Origin of the sequence: Lederbergia lenta NBRC 16444 (assembly GCF_001591545.1) — a bacterium.
Classification (GTDB): domain Bacteria; phylum Bacillota; class Bacilli; order Bacillales; family Bacillaceae_C; genus Lederbergia; species Lederbergia lenta.
The window spans coordinates 58661-74611 of the sequence record NZ_BCVC01000002.1 but is presented as its reverse complement, the minus strand read 5'-3'; the positions used below and the strand labels follow the sequence as shown (position 1 = coordinate 74611).

13 protein-coding genes are annotated in these 15951 nt (G+C 35.6%); 5 read left to right on the top strand and 8 right to left on the bottom strand.

Features of this window, described 5'->3' with window-relative positions; translation table 11 throughout:
• Positions 1 to 81 precede the first annotated feature (81 nt).
• The 5 genes from BLE01S_RS10435 to BLE01S_RS10415 form a co-directional block, all read right to left on the bottom strand.
• Complete coding sequence (locus tag BLE01S_RS10435) at positions 82 to 1041, bottom strand: glycoside hydrolase family 43 protein (protein ID WP_066141265.1); 960 nt, start codon at positions 1039 to 1041, stop codon at positions 82 to 84.
• Positions 1042 to 1108: 67 nt separating this feature from the next.
• Positions 1109 to 1528 (bottom strand): hypothetical protein, encoded by a 420-nt coding sequence (locus BLE01S_RS10430; RefSeq protein ID WP_066141262.1) that lies wholly within the window; start codon positions 1526 to 1528, stop codon positions 1109 to 1111.
• A 36-nt stretch (positions 1529 to 1564) separates the two neighbouring features.
• Positions 1565 to 2410, bottom strand: coding sequence for a carbohydrate ABC transporter permease (locus BLE01S_RS10425; RefSeq protein ID WP_066141259.1), 846 nt, complete (start codon positions 2408 to 2410; stop codon positions 1565 to 1567).
• A 50-nt stretch (positions 2411 to 2460) separates the two neighbouring features.
• The gene (locus tag BLE01S_RS10420) at positions 2461 to 3339 is read right to left on the bottom strand and encodes a carbohydrate ABC transporter permease (RefSeq protein ID WP_066141256.1); all 879 of its coding nucleotides are present in this window, start codon (positions 3337 to 3339) and stop codon (positions 2461 to 2463) included.
• Positions 3340 to 3397: 58 nt separating this feature from the next.
• The gene (locus tag BLE01S_RS10415) at positions 3398 to 4645 is read right to left on the bottom strand and encodes an extracellular solute-binding protein (protein ID WP_066141253.1); all 1248 of its coding nucleotides are present in this window, start codon (positions 4643 to 4645) and stop codon (positions 3398 to 3400) included.
• Positions 4646 to 4955: 310 nt separating this feature from the next.
• On the opposite strand from BLE01S_RS10415, the gene BLE01S_RS10410 reads away from it, so the two are divergent.
• Positions 4956 to 5858: an ArsR/SmtB family transcription factor gene (locus BLE01S_RS10410; protein ID WP_066141250.1), complete on the top strand. Its 903-nt coding sequence runs from the start codon at positions 4956 to 4958 to the stop codon at positions 5856 to 5858.
• A gap of 76 nt (positions 5859 to 5934) precedes the next feature.
• Here BLE01S_RS10410 and BLE01S_RS10405 read toward each other — a convergent pair whose 3' ends face one another.
• Complete coding sequence (locus BLE01S_RS10405; protein ID WP_066141247.1) at positions 5935 to 6987, bottom strand: aldose epimerase family protein; 1053 nt, start codon at positions 6985 to 6987, stop codon at positions 5935 to 5937.
• Positions 6988 to 7170: 183 nt separating this feature from the next.
• Here BLE01S_RS10405 and BLE01S_RS10400 point away from each other — a divergent pair, with 183 nt between their 5' ends.
• The 4 genes from BLE01S_RS10400 to BLE01S_RS10385 all read left to right on the top strand — a co-directional run bounded on the left by BLE01S_RS10400 (position 7171) and on the right by BLE01S_RS10385 (position 12491).
• Entirely contained in the window at positions 7171 to 8310 is a 1140-nt protein-coding gene (locus BLE01S_RS10400) for a GntR family transcriptional regulator (RefSeq protein WP_066141245.1), read from the top strand.
• 538 nt (positions 8311 to 8848) lie between these two features.
• A complete protein-coding gene (locus BLE01S_RS10395; protein WP_066141243.1) occupies positions 8849 to 10456 on the top strand; it encodes an extracellular solute-binding protein in 1608 nt (535 codons plus the stop codon).
• Positions 10457 to 10538: 82 nt separating this feature from the next.
• Entirely contained in the window at positions 10539 to 11513 is a 975-nt protein-coding gene (locus BLE01S_RS10390) for an ABC transporter permease (protein WP_082788686.1), read from the top strand.
• A gap of 114 nt (positions 11514 to 11627) precedes the next feature.
• Positions 11628 to 12491, top strand: a complete 864-nt coding sequence (locus tag BLE01S_RS10385) for a carbohydrate ABC transporter permease (protein WP_411825140.1) — start codon at positions 11628 to 11630, stop codon at positions 12489 to 12491.
• Between the two features lie 167 nt (positions 12492 to 12658).
• Here the strand turns inward: BLE01S_RS10385 and BLE01S_RS10380 are convergent, their stop codons facing one another.
• Positions 12659 to 13711, bottom strand: a complete 1053-nt coding sequence (locus BLE01S_RS10380; protein WP_066142202.1) for an aldose epimerase family protein — start codon at positions 13709 to 13711, stop codon at positions 12659 to 12661.
• A gap of 206 nt (positions 13712 to 13917) precedes the next feature.
• Positions 13918 to 15654, bottom strand: coding sequence for a phospho-sugar mutase (locus BLE01S_RS10375; RefSeq protein ID WP_066141235.1), 1737 nt, complete (start codon positions 15652 to 15654; stop codon positions 13918 to 13920).
• Between the last annotated feature and the right edge of the window lie 297 nt (positions 15655 to 15951).

The following is a 15951-nucleotide window of genomic DNA, read 5'->3' as shown; positions in this document are numbered from 1 at the left end:
ATATACAAATTAAGAAAAATTTATTACAGATGATCAAAAGATGATAACTTTATTTAGTGAGACAATGGTTCATTTCAATTATTACTTTGTATCCGGTCTAGGGATCCCAAAGTTTGGTGTACCATCTTCATTCCACTGAATAACTTGTACGCGTGCATGACGATTCGGATCATATAATGGATTTCCTTCAATTTCTTTGTAACTTCTTGCGTGATAAACTAGAATATCCTGTGCGCCGTCTTCGGATACAGTAAAACTGTTATGTCCTGGACCAAACTGACCGTTTTCTTCAGAAGTAGTAAAAACAGGCTCCGGTGTTTTCACCCACGATTTTGCGTCTAATAAATTGCTGTTTTCGTCTGCTGTTAATAATCCCATACAATAGTTTGAATCTGTTGCACTTGCTGAGAATGTCATGAAAATTCGACCATTTCGTTTCATTATTGCAGCACCTTCATTGACTAAATAACCAATCTTCTCCCAGTCATATTCAGGGGTAGTAATACACACCTGCTCTCCTTTAAGTGTCCACGGATTTTCCATTTCAGAGATATAGATATTAGAATTCCCTATTATTTCAGGGTCCTTTTGTGACCATACATAGTATCTAACTCCCTTGTGCTCGAAGGATGTCGCATCTAAGGAGAACGATTCCCATTTTGTTTTCACTTGGCCTTTTTCCACCCATTCACCTTCCAACGGATTTGGAGATGAATTTTCTAATACAAACATACGATGATCAAAGAGCCCATCTTTTGTTTCAGATGTACGTGCAGCAGCGTAGTACACATACCACTTTCCATCTATATAATGAATCTCCGGTGCCCATATATTCGCACTCATTAAACCTGTTTCATGTTTGTACCAAATCGCTTTCGACTCAGCATTTGCTAATCCTTGTATTGAAACGGAACGCCTTAGTTCAATTCTGTCATATTCCGGAACAGAACCTGTGAAATAGTAATAACCATCTGTGTGTTTATAGATCCAAGGATCCGCTCTTTGTTCAATAAGTGGATTTTTTACGTTAAATTCAGTCATGATGACAACCCCTATATACTTATATTTTTTATTATTAATTTATGTCAGTTTTATCACTATCACTTTATTAAATACTTTCAGGATGAACTTGTGATAACTTAATTGCTTTATTTTTTGCCGTGTAAATAACAAATACGATCAAAAACAATACGAAGCCAACTATATCCATGACTACCAATTGAAGTAACGCCCAGCAAGCAATCCAAATTAATGTTTTATATTGAATTTCATCATCTTTTATATTTCTTGCAATCAAAAAGTTCACGATCGCACCAACAAAGATAAATAATCCAAAGGTCAATATCACTTTTGTTACGTTATCAACTAGTGTCATTCCCGCTACCACAGAATCTACGGTATTATCTTGTATCCCTTCGATCCCAGTCTTCTTAAACCAAGTGGAATATCCTACAATGGTTATAAGAGCTGTAAACATATTCCATATGGAACCAACTATTAGTAACTTTCTTTCTAACCCTCTTTTCATGTTCATTCCTCACTTTATTCATACATAAGAAATTTCCTAACCTTTAATACCCGAGTTCAAATTAATGGACTGTACAAAATATTTTTGGGCGAATAAAAACAATAATAATGTTGGAATTATCGCTAATATCGCTGAGCCCATTAATTGACCAATCATACGGTAGTTACCATAGATATCTTGTAATAAAAGCAGCCCTGCTGTTACTGGCATTTTATCTACATCCGTATAAACGATAACTGGCCAAAGGAAATCATTCCACGACCCAGTAAATGAGAATAAACCACAAACAATTAATACTGGTTTTATTAGCGGTAACATGACAGAATAATAGATTCTAAAATCACCAGCGCCATCTACCCGTGCAGACTCGTCCAACTCCATTGGTATCCCTTTCATGAACTGTCTCACTAAGAATATATTCCCCATTCCCGCTAACCCAGGAATAATCATGGCCCAAGCAGTGTTCACCCAACCTAAAGCATCAATGATCTTATAGGAAGGAATTAGGTTAACTACTCCTGGAAAAAATGAAATACCTAACAATGTAAAAAACAATGTATCTCTCCCTTTAAATTTCATCCGGGAATAACCATAAGCGGTGATAGAAATGACAACCACCACTAATAGTGTATGCATGGTTGAAATAAATAGAGAGTTCATTAGCCAACGCAAGATAGGCGCTGTAGAAGTGTTCGCCAGAATATTAACATAATTATCAACAATCCAGTTAACAGGTAATAACCTAAATCCGACAGAGACAACTTCTGTTTGGGATCGAAAGGATGTGGTAATTCCAAATATGATAGGAATCGCCCATATAGCACAAAGAACAATTAAGAATGTATATGCTGAGTATTTTGATATACTTATTTTTTTCAACATTTTCTCACACCTTTTCCGTTTCCATTATTAGCAAATATACATCGTTCATTTTAGGAAGCATTTCGGTTCATCACGTAATATTGCAGTGCAGAGATGACTAAAATGACCAATCCTAGTAATACTGCCATGGCTGATGCCATTCCAGCAATTGACTCCCCGTGACTGAATGCTAGTTGGCGAATATACATCATCAATACGGTTGTACTTTGTTTCGGACCACCATCGGTCATCATTAACGGTTGACCGAATACATTAAACGCACCAGCAGTGGTCATGACAAATGTATAAATTAACGGAAAACGAATAGATGGTAAGGTAATACTAAAGAATTTCCGAATCGGCCCGGCTCCATCAATTTCTGCTGATTCATACAAATCCTGCGATACACCGTTTATGGAAGCACGATAAATAATCATGTTCCCTCCAACTCCACCCCAAACAGTGATTACAATAATGATAAGCCAAGCATAGGGCTGATTTGCCGCCCACACAGTATCTGATCCAAATACATTTCCAGTAATCCCTAGTTGTTTATTAAAAATTAAAGACCAGATTAGTGCAGCTGCAGAAATTGATATTAATCCAGGTATATAAATAATTGATTGAATGAAAGTTTTCAATTTCACTTTTTTATGTTCTAGTGCTACAGCCACCATTAACGGGATAACAATTAATAAAGGAACACTGAGAACAACAAAAATCAACGTATTTTTTAAACCATTCCTGAATTGGAAGTGGAAAGTGGACTCACTATTCGAAAGAATAGTTTTATAGTTATCAAGCCCTACCCAAACCGGATCATTAATTAAATTCCATTGAGTAAATGAAGCATAAATTCCATAGATCGTTGGAAGAAAAATAAAGACAGCAAACAAAATCACATGGGGACCAACAAAGAAAAGAGGTGTCGCATTTAATTTCTTATTCATAGTAATTCTCCTTTTGTAAAAGTAATGTGCCATGTGACGGCACATTACTTTTTGCTATCTATTCTGCCTTAGCTTCTCCTTTGTCACCTTCAGCAATTTTATCTTCTACAAAGGTCTGCATTGTTTTTAATCCTTCATCGATATCCACTTCCCCATGAACCATATCGGCAACATACGTATCTAACGCTTCAGCAACATATGGATAATATTCATATGTATAAATGTAAAGGGATTCAATTTCTTTCTCATTTGAAGTAAAGAAAGATTGCATATACTTTTCATACTCCGGACTTTCATTGACCTCTTTACTTGCCACGATTTGTCCAGCTTCTGCCCATTCAATTGAATTTTTACGAATAAATTCTAGAAAATCTGCAATCCCATTTTCTTTTTCTTCTGTTCTTTTTTCACTCTTTAACATAGCGAATAAGTGTGAAGAAGCCCTGTTAGTAAATTTTTCAGGTTCGAAAGCATAAATATTTGTTACACCAAAATTCAATCCTTCCACTTCAGCATGTGCGGTAGAACTCCAAGTACCATCTGTTGAAAACAGCACATTACCCGATTGGAAGATTAAGTAACCGTCTTCACCATATGGCGTCATTAAACCTAAATCAGCTATTTCTTTCACCGCTTCAATCGACTGTTTCATTACATCCGTATCAACTGCAGGCTTTCCATCCTCTTGGATGTCACCACCAAGGTTTTGAATTTGGGCAAAGATAACCCAGCTTAACAAAGCATCATTGACAACGTAATCGCCTTCATCTAATTTCCCTTGTAAAGACAACATTTCTTCAAAAGTAACAACATCATCATCCAAGAAGTGCTCTACATTATATTTCTTTAGTAAATCTTTATTGTAGTACATGGCATTACTATGGATATCTAGTGGGATTGTATATTGTGTGCCATCTATATTTCCAGAAGACCATGCTTGCGGTAGATAATTTTCTTCTTTTAGCTCAGATCCAGATTCCATTATAGTGGTCATCGGTTCTAACACATCTTGCTTAGCGTATGATGGTACTCGATCAGCATGAATAATCGATAAATCTGGTATACCTTTTCCAGAGTTTAATACTGTCGACATTTTCGTATACATATCGGAAGTAATAACATGCTTCACCTTAATCTCCGGATCTGTTTCATTATAATCTTTAACTAATTGGTCCATGTACGCACCATCATCACCAGTTAGTGGTGTCCAGAATGTAATCGTATTTTTGTCATCACCACTACATCCAGACAATATCACTGTAACTAAAAAAACAAGCATCACTGAAAAAACGAACTTTTTTTTCATACCTTTCCCCCACTTTCTATTTTTTCTAATAATTATTCGAATAATTATTCACGACAATCTTCGCGAATAATTAACTTGGGTTTAGTATACATTCGACAGAAAACGCTGTCAATAACTATTTAGTGAATTATATAATAATTTATACACACCATGTTAACATTTTGGTTAACTATATAGTTCTGAATTAAGTGTTATTTACAAGCAATTAACCTTTATGTTATTATACGTATGAATTAATCACTTTTTAACGTATTATATATATAGGTTAATCTCTTTCGCTTCACAAAATAATTTTGGGAGAAGGTATAGCATGCAACTTGAAATAGACGAATCCTCACTTGTTGTGTATCAAGCTTTAGCTAGTGAGGTTCGAATTAAAATAATTCAGTTACTCTCCAAAAATAAAATGAATATTAAGGAATTAGCTGAAGAACTTAATATAAGCAGTCCAATCGTGACAAAGCATATTAAGAAATTAGAAGACGCTGGGATAATTAAAACAGAAAAAATCCCTGGTAAATCGGGGAGACAAAGAATTTCCATCTTAAAAGTAGATCATATTGAGATTAACTTCCCGAAAAAGATCTTCCATTCATTTGCATCCTACGAAACCTCTGTTCCAATTGGTCATTATACTGACTTTGACTTAAAGCCAACTTGTGGAATTGCATCGGAGAAAGAATTTATCGGCAGAGTAGACGAACCAATATACTTTATGGATCCAAAAAGAGTAGATGCTGAAATATTATGGTTCACCCAAGGTTTCATCCAGTATAATATCCCTAACTTTTTAAAAGCAGATGAGAAATTGCAACAGTTTGAAATCAGCCTAGAACTCTCTTCAGAATTTCCGTTTTCAAATGATGTTTGGCCTTCAGATATAACTTTTTCCTTAAACGGATTAGAATTAGGCACTTGGACGAGCCCAGGTGACTTTGCTGATACGAGAGGAAAATTCACACCTGATTGGTGGCCACACAATATCAATCAATATGGTTTGTTAAAGACCATTAGAATTACAAGCCACGGCACATATATTGATGGTGATCCGCTGTCTCCGGTTTTAGTTGAAGATCTAGATACATCTTGTGATAGGTGGACCTTTCGGATCGAAGTAAAAGAGGATGCAAAGCATGTTGGAGGAGCATCGATTTTCGGAAAGAAATTCGGAAACCATGATCAAGATATCGTATTTAAATTATTTTACCTATAAACTTAAATGAGCACATTATTGCAGACACCCCTAAGGGATATATCTGATATAATGTGCTGATTTTTTGACGTATATTCTATTTCTCTTTCACACCAAATTGATATTTCGTTACAGATGAAAACCGTGTATCTTTTTCGAGTACCCAAGATGGAAATTCAGCATGATGCACAGCATCAGGTAGCCCTTGTGTCTCTAAGCAAATCCCAAGATATTTCCGTGAAGGCACTCCATACACTTCTCCTTCTTCAGGGAGTTGGCTAGCTGTATAAACAATGACACCAACTTCATCTGTTTCGATTGTCAACGTCCGTCCACTTTCGGGGTCTTCGAGTATAATTTCCTGATTATGATTGTCATTCAATACAAATGGATGATCATAACCGCCGCCGGCTAATCGATTTTGAACATCATTAGATTCTACTCCAGCTCTAATATTTCTTCCTTCGCGAAAATCAAATGTTGTATTATCTACATCGACAAATTTGCCAGTTGGTAGCAGGTCTTCTTGTAAATCAAGGAATCTATCACTTTTTAAGATTAATTTATGGTCCTGAATATCACGTTTTAAATCCCCGCTCAAGTTAAAATAAGAGTGATTGCTAACATTTAAGATGGTTTTCTCATCTGAAATTCCTTCATAAAGAATAGTGAATTCATTGTTATTATTCAGTGTATATGTCACCTTCATTTCCAAATTACCAGGATAACCTTCTTCCCCATCTGGACTTAAATAGGTAAATTGTACCTGAGCCAATTCTTCACTTTCCAATATCGCAGCATTCCAAATAACCTTATCAAAGCCCTTTACTCCACCATGAAGATGGTTACCGTTTTCATTTTTTGCGACTGTATAGTTCTTCCCGTTTAACTCGAACTCGGCATTACCAATTCGCCCGGCAACCCTGCCAACAACACTGCCAAAAAATGATGAGCCATTTACATATTCCTCAAGAGAATCATAGCCTAGGACTATATTTTCTTTACTGCCATCTTGGTCAGAAGTTATTATCTTCGTAATGGCGCAACCGTAATTAATACAAGTCAACTCTATACCATTATCATTCATAAGTGTGAACTCATTTACTTCTTCATCTTTCATAGACCCAAATGGTTTCTGGATTACATTCATTTACCCCTTCTCCTCTTCTATATAATATAGACATCATAATATTGACGTACGTACATGTCAATTTTACCATATCATCAAATTGATAGATTAAAGTGATACTATTACGCTTATCATTCATGTATAATGGAAATAATTGTACCAACAACTAAATTTTTAAACGAACAACTCGAAAGCAGGGATTTTATGGTTAAACCCACAAAATACATGATCGTGATTGATAAAATAAAGGAATGGATTGCGAACGGAGAGGTCAAGCCCGGTGAAAAAATTTATTCCGAGAATGAATTAGCAAAAATGTTCCATGTAAGTAGACATACGATTCGCCAAGCGGTAGGCCAACTTGTACATGAGGGGATGCTATATAGGGAGCAAGGCGCTGGTACATTTTGCGCTCATCCCCCAGTTTCTCCATTGGAAGTAGCGCCTATTACCGGCCAGGCTCCCCAAATGCCTGGTAAAAATATTGGTGTCATTACGACTTATATTTCCGATTATATTTTTCCTTCGATCATCAGAGGAATGGAGTCTTATTTAACTTCAAAGGGATACTCACTTATCATCTCATCTACTGATAATGATTTAGATAAAGAAAAACAATGCCTAGAAGCAATGTTAAGTAGAAATATTGACGGACTTATTATCGAACCAACAAAAAGTAGTGGATACAATCCTAACATTCACTATTATTTGGAACTGGAACGAAAAAACATCCCCTATTTAATGATCAACCAATACTACTCACAACTAAATCCTCCTTATATTATGTTGGACGATGAAAAAGGTGGATTTATTGCTACGGAACATTTAATTGAATTAGGACATGAGAAAATCATTGGCATTTTTAAGACAGACGATATGCAAGGAGTATATAGGATGAAAGGATTTATTCGCGCATTCCGCGAAAATAAAGTTCCTTTTTTAAATGATACAATTATCTCTTATACAACAGAAGACTTGGACACAGTATTAGAAGATAGGTTAAAAGAACTTCTTGCAAATCCTACGGATATACCAACTGGTATCGTTTGTTATAACGATGCTAGCGCATTAACTGTCATTGCGATATTGCGCAACAATGGATTTAATGTGCCAGAGGATATATCTGTTATTGGTTATGATGACTCCACTTTAGCTTGGGCATCTGACATTAAACTTACCTCCGTCACGCATCCAAAAGTACAAATGGGGACGGACGCTGCGAAATGGATAGTGGATGCAGTGGAGAAAAATCAACCAGAACTACAAAAATCGATTACCTACGAACCTGAACTCGTTATTCGGAATTCGACAAAAAGTTTACTGAAAAAAAAGCAAGCAAACTAATAAAAACCGGCACCTTCAAAAAGGGCCGGTTTTTTATTTCTGATAAATAGTTAAAATGGCTGCTTGCGACTTTATTAACCTAGCGAATAGTGAATGTAAAGATGAACTTACTTTAGTTTTGCATAAATGATGGTGAAATACTTCCTTGTTTTTTCTTATGTCCCCTATTAGCAATGGATTACCACCTAACTATATTCTAGTATGGAGGTTTTTTTCTTGCATAAAGTTGAAATGATGACTGGTTTTAACGTGGAGAAAAATTCATATAACATCCTGAACTTTTATTTTTATATTCTTTAGAATTTTGTTGCAAATGTTACGTCAGTTATTTATACTTTAAAACAAACATCATGCGTACAACTATTATTAAGAACTCAATAGATATGTGCGGTCATCTTAATATATGAACGGAGGTGGTACGGTAGAGTTTGTCTTTCAATAAAAAAAGAAAGCGCTGTCTATTAGAGTGGTTAGCAATCTATTTTTATACTGTTCTTTCTGGAAGATTGCTAATAATAAAATACGAGGGGGAATCAAAATGAGAAAAAGAGTTATATCTTTACTTGTATTTAGCTTACTGGGGATATTTGTATTAGTAGCGTGCAATAAAGAAGAAAAAAAGGCAGTGACAGGAGATGGCAAGCCTATCCTTACTGCTTTGATTACAAAACATCCTTTAACGAAAAGTGTAGATGATATGGAGTGGCTAAAAGAAGTAGAGGAGCGTGCTGGAGTAAAGATTAAATGGGAAGAAGTTTCTGCTGACTGGGACCAGAAAAAAGGAGCAATGTTAGCTGGTGGTGATATCCCTGATTTAATAATTGGCCCTAATGCGATTACAGATGCGGATTTTGCTAAGTTTACCGGTTTATTTGAAGATATGTCTGATTTAATAAAAGAACACGGTCCTAATATACAAGAAATGTACGACCAAAAGCCGCTTACAAAAGATTTATCTACGCAATCTGGTGGAGAAATATATGGATTGCCAAAATATCAAAGGTTTTGGCCTGAAACAGCAACAATGCAATTTATAAATCAAGATTGGCTTGATAATCTTAACCTAGAAGTCCCTACCAATTGGGATGAATTATTTGACGTATTAATGGCGTTTAAAGAGCAAGATGCAAATGGAAATGGTGACCGGAACGATGAGATACCGATGGATTTTTCACCAGTTGGCACAGGTGGTTTCGGTTATTTCCAGCCAACCGTTTTATTAGGTAGTACCGGTATGACCATTACAGGTGGAGGTGGCCAAGGATATTTCCTAGAAGATGGTAAGGTCAAGAACTTCTTTGTTGATGAACGCTATAAAGAAGTTGTAACCTTTTTAAACAAATTATATAAAAATGGCTTAATAAACGAAGAAGTATTTACACAGGATTATACGAAGTATCAATCCGTTGCTCGCGGCAATGGCGATGTGGCGAAGATAGGCTACACGTTTGGCTGGGAAAGAACAGATAGGTTCGGCTTAGAAATTGCAGATCAATATGTTTCCTTTGCACCTATGAAAACATCAGCTGATTATGCTGGGGAAGTTTCTTGGACATATGACTATAATGAATTGAACTATGGAGTAAATTTCATTCAAATGTCATCAAAGACAAAAGATAAAGAAGCTGCGATGAAGTTTATTAATGAATTATATGATCCGGAAGTAAGTATGCAAGTACTTTTCGGTTCAATTGGTCCGAATATTCAGGATAATGGAGATGAAACGTATAAAATATTACCTCCTGAAGATGATTCTATGGATCCGGGTACATGGAAATGGACCTCCACATGGGCTGATAACGGTCCAATGTATATAGCCGATTCACTTGAACTGGAACTTGGAGAAGATATGAAGGCAGTCGGAGCTCAACAGGAGCCTTTTATCAAAACCTTTGAAACTTTAAATCTAGAGGACAATGTATTGCCGGGTATGTTTTTAAAGTATAGTACGGAAGACAACAACCAAATGGCTTTGGTCAATACAGATCTGATGAATTTAAGTATGTCCAAGTTTGGTGAATGGATCACGAAAGGTGATATTGAAAAACAATGGGATCAATACGTACAAGAAATGGAGAAAATTGGACTTCATTCAAATATTGAAGTGATACAAAAATATTTCGATGAATATAAAAACAACCAATAATTTAATTTAATCTAACTCAAAAATTTTTAAGGAGATATTTAGTTATAAACAAATATCTCCTTAAAGCAAAGGAGTACATGCTATGGCTTTTACACCTTCTCAAACGAAAAGACATCCATCTATAGGTACGGTCGCTAATACCAAGAAAAGTAAACCGACAATTATAAATACGTTTAAACGTGATTATCAATTATGGCTATTGATATTTCCAGCCATTGTTTGCGTTCTTATATTTAACTATATCCCTATGTACGGCATTCAATTAGCATTTCGTGAATATGACTTTACTGCCGGACTTACAGGTGGTGAATGGGTAGGTTTCAAATACTTTTCCCAGTTTTTGAATAGTCATATGTTCTGGGATTTAATTAGAAATACACTTGTTATTAGCATTACAACGATTTTAGTAGGATTCCCTGCGCCGATTGCTTTGGCATTACTAGTAAACCAAATTAAGTGGAAAAAAGGAAAGAAGATACTTCAAACAACTGTTTATTTACCACACTTTATTTCAATTGTTGTGCTTGTTGGTTTACTAAATGTTTTGCTTTCCCCTAATACTGGGATTATTGGTCACTTAATAAGTGCCTTTGGTTTTGAAAATTCTAATTTACTTGCATCAGTAAAGGCATTTGTACCTGTATATGTTCTTTCAGATGTTTGGCAACATGTTGGTTGGAACAGCATTATTTATTTAGCAGCCTTATCTGGTGTAGATCCACAGTTATATGATTCTGCTAAAGTGGATGGGGCCAGTAGATGGCAAATTATAAAAAATGTAGAAATCCCTGCAATCATCCCTACCATTATTATCCTTTTGATACTTAATATGGGGTCCATCATTAGTACAGGGTTTGAAAAAATATTTTTAATGCAAAATTCTTTGAATTTACCAGTTTCTGAAGTGATTGAAACGTACGTTTACAAGATTGGTATTATTTCAAATCAATTTAGCTATGCAGCTGCCATTGGCTTGTTTAATACATTGATTAACTTCTCATTATTATTACTGATGAACTATATTGCTAAACGCTCATCTAAAATAAGTTTGTGGTAGTAGCCTTAGACTCTGACTATAAATCCTCCGTAAATATAATGTATGAAAAGTGAAAGGAGAAAGAAAATGGCTGCTGTTTTACAAAGATTAAAAGCTAGAAAAAAGTCCGATTTAATGTTTGATTTTATTGTATATGCAATTTGCATTGTAGTATTTTTTATCGTGGCATATCCATTGTATTTTATCATCATAGCATCTGTCAGTGATTCTACTCTTGTCTCAACAGGAAAAGTGTTATTTTTTCCAAAAGGATTTAGTTTATTTGGCTATCAGGAAATATTTCAAGACTCGAGAATTTGGATCGGTTATAGGAATACATTAATCTATGCAATCGGTGGTACTTTGATTAGTTTGCTCTTCACTTTACCAGCGGCATATGTATTATCTAGAGAAGAATTCCGCGCTAGACGCTTATTGATGTTCTTCTTTATTTTTACTATGTTCTTTAATGGAGGGTTAATACCGACATATTTATTAATGAAAGATTTAAACCTTATTGATACAATGTGGGTATTTATATTCAACCCTGTCACTGTAAATGTCTTTAATCTGATTATTACACGTACATTTTTTGAAAATACCATTCCCAAAGAATTGTATGAAGCAGCTACGATGGATGGATGCTCTCACTTTAAGTTCTTTACTGCTATTGTATTACCTCTATCAAAAGCTGTAATTTCTGTGATTGGTCTTTATTATTTAGTTTGGCACTGGAATGATTTCTTTACTGGTTTGATTTATATTAGGGATTATAGTATACAACCACTACAAATAGTTTTGAGGGATATTCTATTATCAAATCAAGTCTTCCAAGAAGGAGCTGGTAGCGGAGGTACTGGTGGTGGCTATGCACAAAGATATGCTGATCAAATTAAATATGGCGTGATTATTGTTTCGTCCTTGCCAATCTTAGTTCTCTATCCATTTATGCAAAAATACTTTGAAAAAGGTGTCATGATTGGATCCGTTAAAGGGTAAGATTTATTTTTGAAGAACATATTATCCGGAAAATTAAATGAAAAACAGGTATTAAGTTATTCGTATAATCCTTTCCATATGTTTTGGACGCGTTACCACATATATAAAATGCTCAAAGTGATCAATTGAACACTTTGAGCATTTCATTTAAATTAATGCAACGCTATTTATGATTTCACGACACCAAACTGATACTTTGTAACAGAGGTAAAGGGTTTATCCTTTTCTAACACCCAAGATGGAAACTGTGGGTTGTTAATCGCATCAGGGAGACCTTGTGTTTCAAGGCAAATACCTAGATGTTTACGTGAGGAAACGCCATACACTTCGCCCTCATCACTAAGCTGATTGCTCGTGTAAACGACAACACCCACTTCATCTGTCTCCACAGTCATTGTTCGTCCACTTTCTGGGTCTTCAAGAATAATTTCTTGATTATTATTTTCTTTTAATACAAATGGATGGTCATAGCCTCCACCAGCTAGTTGATTTTGAGGGTCTTCTGATTGTACCCCCGTTTTAATTTGCCGCCCCTCGCGAAAGTCAAAAACGGTTCCTTCAACATTAACCAACTTCCCAGTTGGTAGTAATTCATTATTAAGCTCAAGATATTGGTCGCTTTTTAATGTCAGCGAGTGATTTAGTACATCTCGCTTTAAATCACCACTTAAATTAAAATAAGAGTGATTCGTCATATTCAACAATGTCGTTTCATCTGAGATTCCGTCATACTGTATGGAGAATTCATTTTCATTATTCAGCGTATAAGTAACCTTCATGTCTAAGTTTCCTGGATACCCTTCTTCTCCATTTGGACTTGAATAGGTAAACTGAACCTGTATCAGGTCTTCCTTTTCCGTAACTGATGCTTCCCAAATTACCTTATCAAAACCATGTAATCCACCATGAATATGATTACCATTTTCATTTTTTGCTAAATGATAGGTATGACCGTTCAATTCAAATTCAGCTCCACTAATCCTGCCCGCTACACGGCCAACTACACAACCGAAAAATGGTGAATCAGTCATATACTGATCTAGATTATCAAATCCGAGAACAATATTTTCATATTTTCCTTGCTGATCTGGAGTTACTATTTTAGTGATAACGCATCCATAATTAATACAGTGAATTTCCACACCTTGATCATTCACTAGTGTAAATGAATAAACTGGCGTGCTTTCTACATGTCCAAATATATCTTTTTTTATGTACATCATAACCCACCTCTCCTTCATATATCATACACGAAAAAGCCAAAAAGTTAATCTATTCTCTTTTTATATGAAATCTGAATAGAAAACTATTTAAATGGATCTAGCAAAATAAAAAAAGCCGACTGATATGAATACCAATCAGTCAACTTTTTAGTAATTTTCGCTACTTTAACTTCACACTTAAAGCGTTGGGGGGCAGACCCCTTTTATACTAACTTTTCTACTATTTCCATTACAGTGTTTTCTAGTCCATCAATTTTCGCTTTGCTGTCAACAAGTGAATCGCCTTTTACAGCAAAATAAAATTTCGCTTTCGGTTCTGTTCCAGATGGACGGACGCAAAACCATGAGCCGTCAGCCAATTTGAATTTCAGCACGTTTGATTTTGGCAAATCGATTAATGACTTAGTATCATTCTGTACATCGAATTGTTCGCTTGCAGCATAATCTTCAATAAAGACAACAGCTTGATCATTAATATGCAAAGGAGGCTCTGCTCGGAAGGTTTCCAAAATCCCAGCTATTTGCTCCGCACCGTCTTTTCCCTTCAAAGTCAATGATCTTAATGATTCTTTAAAGTAACCATATTTTTCATATAATTCCAATAATCCATCATACAATGATTTTCCTTGCGTTTTATAAAATGCAGCTATTTCCGCAACGAATACGGCTGCTTGAACTGCATCTTTATCACGCACAAAATCACCAATCAAATAACCATAACTTTCTTCATAACCAAATAAAAATGTATGCTCTCCTGTTTGTTCGAATTCAAGAATCTTTTCACCGATAAACTTAAAACCTGTCAGTGTGTCTAATGCGGTTATATTAAAACTTTCCGCAATCGCACGACCCATTTCAGATGTTACGATTGTTTTAAGAACAGCTCCATTTCCAGGAAGCGTTCCGTTTTTCTGCTTCTGATCAAGAATATAATGCATCATCAATGCGCCTACTTGGTTCCCTGTAAGAACGACATATTCCCCTTCATCGTTTTTCACTGCTACACCAAGACGGTCTGCATCGGGGTCTGTTCCTAAAAGTACGTCTGCATCTATTTCCTTACCATAGCGTATTGCAAGTTCAAACGCTGCATGTTCTTCAGGATTCGGTGACTCAACAGTGGAGAATTCCGGATCAGGTAGTTCCTGTTCTTTTACGACAGTTACATTCTCAAAACCAAATGCTTGAAGGCCATCACGGACGGAATGATTAGCGGTTCCATGAAGTGGTGTAAAAACGATCTTTAAATCTTTCCCCGCCTGTTTAACAGCTTCATGATTTAAATGAATAGATTTCATCGCTTCTATGTATGCACGATCTACCTTTTCACCAATATATGTAAGTAACCCATTTTCTAAAAGTTCTTCCTTCGTACTAAACGCTATTTCTAACTCACTGCCAGCGGTTTGAACAAAGTCAATAATGACATCTGCCGCTGCTGGTGGTAATTGTCCACCATCTTCCCCATACATTTTCACACCATTATATTCAGGAGGATTATGACTTGCCGTAATCATCACACCTGTAAATGCATGTAAATAGCGTACTGCGAAAGACAGTACAGGCGTTGGACGTAAAGATTCAAACAAATAAGCTTGAATGCCATGTTTGCCTACTGTTTTAGCTACTTCAAGCGAAAATTCAGGAGACATATGACGTGAATCATAAGCAATAACTACCCCACGCGCCATCGCTTCTTTTCCTTGTTGCACGATATAACGCGCCAACCCTTCCGCTGCTTTTCTTACTGTATAAATGTTCATTCTATTAGTACCTGGCCCTATTTCTCCACGCATACCACCAGTACCAAATTCAAGTTCCTTATAAAAACTCTCTTCTAAAAGCTTGTCATTCCCTTGAATAGATACTAACTTTTCTTTCAGAGATTTATCTAAAGATGTATAAGCTATCCACTGATCCACTTTTGTTTTCCAAGACAAAATATATCCCTCTTTTCCAATCTAATACTCATATTATAACAGATGATACGATGGTCAACACCTGTTAAACCGCCTAGATCCACCGACAAATTCCGCACTAATACACATCCATTTCTATTCATCTCAAGACTTTTTCCATGCATTATCATATATTTTGTCGAGTGTTAATAAGTCCTATTTACCGATAAATAAATTCTACGATTAATCTCGATTTTTATATGTTTAAAAACAATAGAAACCTTTGGTGAATATTTTTAATATTGCATATTAATTGATAGTAATTTATAGTTAATAAAA

What these genes read in the sequence shown, in the direction of transcription:
- BLE01S_RS10390 (WP_082788686.1), top strand. Translation starts at nt 10,539, where the DNA reads ATGGCTTTTACACCTTCTCAAACGAAAAGACATCCATCTATAGGTACG.
- BLE01S_RS10435 (WP_066141265.1), bottom strand. Translation starts at nt 1,041, where the DNA reads ATGACTGAATTTAACGTAAAAAATCCACTTATTGAACAAAGAGCGGAT.
- BLE01S_RS10395 (WP_066141243.1), top strand. Translation starts at nt 8,849, where the DNA reads ATGAGAAAAAGAGTTATATCTTTACTTGTATTTAGCTTACTGGGGATA.
- BLE01S_RS10405 (WP_066141247.1), bottom strand. Translation starts at nt 6,987, where the DNA reads ATGAATGTAATCCAGAAACCATTTGGGTCTATGAAAGATGAAGAAGTA.
- BLE01S_RS10420 (WP_066141256.1), bottom strand. Translation starts at nt 3,339, where the DNA reads ATGAATAAGAAATTAAATGCGACACCTCTTTTCTTTGTTGGTCCCCAT.
- BLE01S_RS10430 (WP_066141262.1), bottom strand. Translation starts at nt 1,528, where the DNA reads ATGAAAAGAGGGTTAGAAAGAAAGTTACTAATAGTTGGTTCCATATGG.
- BLE01S_RS10385 (WP_411825140.1), top strand. Translation starts at nt 11,628, where the DNA reads ATGTTTGATTTTATTGTATATGCAATTTGCATTGTAGTATTTTTTATC.
- BLE01S_RS10400 (WP_066141245.1), top strand. Translation starts at nt 7,171, where the DNA reads ATGGTTAAACCCACAAAATACATGATCGTGATTGATAAAATAAAGGAA.
- BLE01S_RS10380 (WP_066142202.1), bottom strand. Translation starts at nt 13,711, where the DNA reads ATGTACATAAAAAAAGATATATTTGGACATGTAGAAAGCACGCCAGTT.
- BLE01S_RS10415 (WP_066141253.1), bottom strand. Translation starts at nt 4,645, where the DNA reads ATGAAAAAAAAGTTCGTTTTTTCAGTGATGCTTGTTTTTTTAGTTACA.
- BLE01S_RS10425 (WP_066141259.1), bottom strand. Translation starts at nt 2,410, where the DNA reads ATGTTGAAAAAAATAAGTATATCAAAATACTCAGCATATACATTCTTA.
- BLE01S_RS10410 (WP_066141250.1), top strand. Translation starts at nt 4,956, where the DNA reads ATGCAACTTGAAATAGACGAATCCTCACTTGTTGTGTATCAAGCTTTA.